Origin of the sequence: Coleofasciculus sp. FACHB-712 (assembly GCF_014695635.1) — a bacterium.
Taxonomy (GTDB): domain Bacteria; phylum Cyanobacteriota; class Cyanobacteriia; order Cyanobacteriales; family FACHB-T130; genus FACHB-T130.
This window is the reverse complement of record NZ_JACJOQ010000687.1, coordinates 1-2,801: the sequence shown is the minus strand read 5'-3', so window position 1 is coordinate 2,801 and position 2,801 is coordinate 1. Positions and strand designations below refer to the sequence as shown.

The window sequence follows — 2,801 nt, the reverse complement described above, 5'->3', positions numbered from 1 at the left end:
CTACAATGACATTCAAAAAGCCGCTACTGAACGTTAGAACCGCAATCTATTCCACCCAACCGAGAAACGCTCTATGCTCTATCGTAATTTCTCAACGCAAGCCGAGCTGGATGCTGAATATAACGTAGAAAAGTCAGTACCAGATTTCACTGTGTACGCAGATTTCTACGTGAAAACAAGCGCTAGCGTACGCTCTGCGTTGTACTGCAAACTCCAGGTTCCCTTTGGTCCCACCCTAGCCGAACATCTGGATATCTTTCCAGCCGCTCAACCGGATGCCCCCATTTTGGTGTTTATTCACGGTGGCTACTGGCGACTGCTCAGCAGCCAGGATTTTAGTTTAGTCGCCAAAGCACCTGTGGAAGCGGGAGTTACAGTAGTCGTCACCAACTATGCTTTGTGTCCTACCGTGACAATGGATGAGATCGTGCGTCAGAGTCGAGCAGCGGTTGCCTGGATTTACAAAAATGCTTCTAGTTTTGGAGGCGCTCGCGATCGAATTTATGTCTCCGGTCACTCGGCTGGCGGTCAATTAACAGCAATGCTGATGGCAACTGACTGGGAAGGAACCTACGGTTTACCCGCCGATATCATTAAAGGAGGCTGCGCGATTAGTGGTTTATTTGACCTGATGCCCTTTCCCTACACCTGGCTGCAACCCGCTTTACAATTAACTTGGGGAGAAGTTCTCCGCAACAGCCCCATCCTGCATATTCCCGACAAAGTTGGATCGCTGATTGTCACCTACGGCGGGGATGAATCCAAAGAATTTCAACGCCAGTCCGATGAGTTTCTAGCAGCCTGGAAAGCAAAAGGTTTACACGGCGAATATCTACCCCAACCTGGTAAAAACCACTTTACTGCCATTGATGGTTTTCTCGATGTTAATAGCGATCTGTGTACTGCTATCCTGCGACAGATGGGCGTTAAGGCGTAGCGCTTATTGAGGGTTGGTTTATGAGCGGATCTCCTCTGCTAACAAAAATGCCCTCTCTGGTGAGAGGGCAGCATTGCTTTTATGATTTGAGGAGTTTCATTGATACAAATAAAAGCGTAAGCCTTGGATGTGACGCGGGTGTGGCAATCAGATACCAAGGTTGCGATCGCCTTCGAGTCTTGCCGAGGTTTCTGTTCTTTTATCCTGCGAAGGGAGTTTAGTTTGTAGAGATGAGATCGCCTTTGTCTCTCCGTCTGACGGATTTTCTTATTCAAGCGCGATCGCGTCTACCCAATCTTGATAATCGGGATCTCGATTTTCCGTAATCGCGATGAGTTTTTCTCGCAGTTTTGTAGTAATCGGTTTGCTCTCTGGTAATTGATAATTTTCAATTTTTTTGACTGGCGCAACCTTGGCAGCAGTCCCACTCAGAAAAACTTCGTCAGCGATAAAAAGCTCTGATTTATCAACGGGTCTTTCTATCGTTTTAATTCCTAGATTTCTGGCAATTGTTAGGACGCTATCTCTGGTAATTCCTTCTAAAATATCCTGTTCAAATCCAGGGGTAATCAGTTGCCCATTTCTCACTAAAAATATATTCATCCCAGAGGCTTCGCAAATTTTTCCCTGCGAATTCATCATAATTGCCTCATCAAAGCCTGACTCTACCGCCTCAGTTTTCGCTAAGGCAGAAGTAATATATGCGGCGCTGATTTTACCTCTCAGAGGCAAGCTGCGATCTTCTTGTCGATACCAGGAACTAATTCGACAGCTGACTCCTTCGGGAGATAAATAATCTGCTAGTTCAATTCCATAAACTAAAAAATCTTTCTCAACATTATGAAGCCTAGGAGCAATTCCTAACCCCGAAGTATATACGAGAGGGCGGATATAAAAAGACTTATTTGGTTGATTTTTTTTTATAAAATCAACGATAGTTTCTCGAATTTTAGAGGCTGGTAGATCGTAGTGTAAATACTTAGCACTATCACTTAACCTTTGGCAATGACGGTCTAATCTAAATAGTAAAATTTGCTGATTATTTTGAGGATCGGGAATCCCTCTTAATCCCCCAATTGCGCCAGTTCCATAGTGCAAAGCTTGGGTAGCAATAGAAACTTTGGCTTCGTTAAAAGGGACAAATTTATTCTGAAAGTAAGCAATGGGTAAAAAATTATTCATAAGCTTAAAGAAGTTTTTCCAGATGTTTTTCGATTTGCCGATTGCGATTCTACACATTCGGCTTCCTGAACTTTCTTTCAAAATTCAAAAGGAATGTGTGTTCCGACTAAATTAGGAAATTCAAGAACGTTAGTGACTATTACTATATAATGATGTCTTGATTTCGAGCTAGTACAGATTTCGATATGAATAAAACATTTTAATAGTAGGGTGGGCATTGCTCACCCTACTGTTGGGCTAACCTACTACTTGGCTAACAACTAGCAATCTCGTTACCCGCGATCGCAGGCTGGGGTGATTCTGGCACCAGACGCGCCACAGCTTGCTTGACAAATCCTTGCAAGAAAGCAACTCGTTGATTTTGCTGAAACACTTTTTGCAGGGTTTCGCGCAACTGATCCAGATTCAAGGGACGACCTTCGGATGTCGTAGCGGCTTCCTGCGCTTGGAAATATTCAATCAAGCTCAAACCCGCTAACCGGGTTAGATAGGCAGCGCTGACCCCCTGAACCGCTCCTCCGGCGACAAATGTGATGGCATTGCTCTTGAGAACCCCACCTACGGTTTGAGTCGTTAGCTCGACTAAACCAAGCTTGAGCATCAAGCTACCCATTGTCCCAGCGATCGCTTGCGCTTGTTGAATAGAGAATTTTTGCTGATATAGATTACCGAGATCCATGAC

At 44.5% G+C, this 2,801-nt stretch carries 3 protein-coding genes; 1 reads left to right on the top strand and 2 read right to left on the bottom strand.

Annotated elements, in window-relative coordinates:
• Window positions 1-73 precede the first annotated feature (73 nt).
• Window positions 74-937, top strand: coding sequence for an alpha/beta hydrolase (locus H6F50_RS25700; protein WP_190430890.1), 864 nt, complete (start codon window positions 74-76; stop codon window positions 935-937).
• Between the two features lie 267 nt (window positions 938-1,204).
• Here the strand turns inward: H6F50_RS25700 and H6F50_RS25695 are convergent, their stop codons facing one another.
• Window positions 1,205-2,119, bottom strand: a complete 915-nt coding sequence (locus H6F50_RS25695) for a branched-chain amino acid transaminase (RefSeq protein ID WP_190430889.1) — start codon at window positions 2,117-2,119, stop codon at window positions 1,205-1,207.
• A 253-nt stretch (window positions 2,120-2,372) separates the two neighbouring features.
• On the bottom strand, window positions 2,373-2,801 hold a 429-nt coding region (locus H6F50_RS25690; protein WP_190430888.1), incomplete at its 5' end, for a YcjF family protein.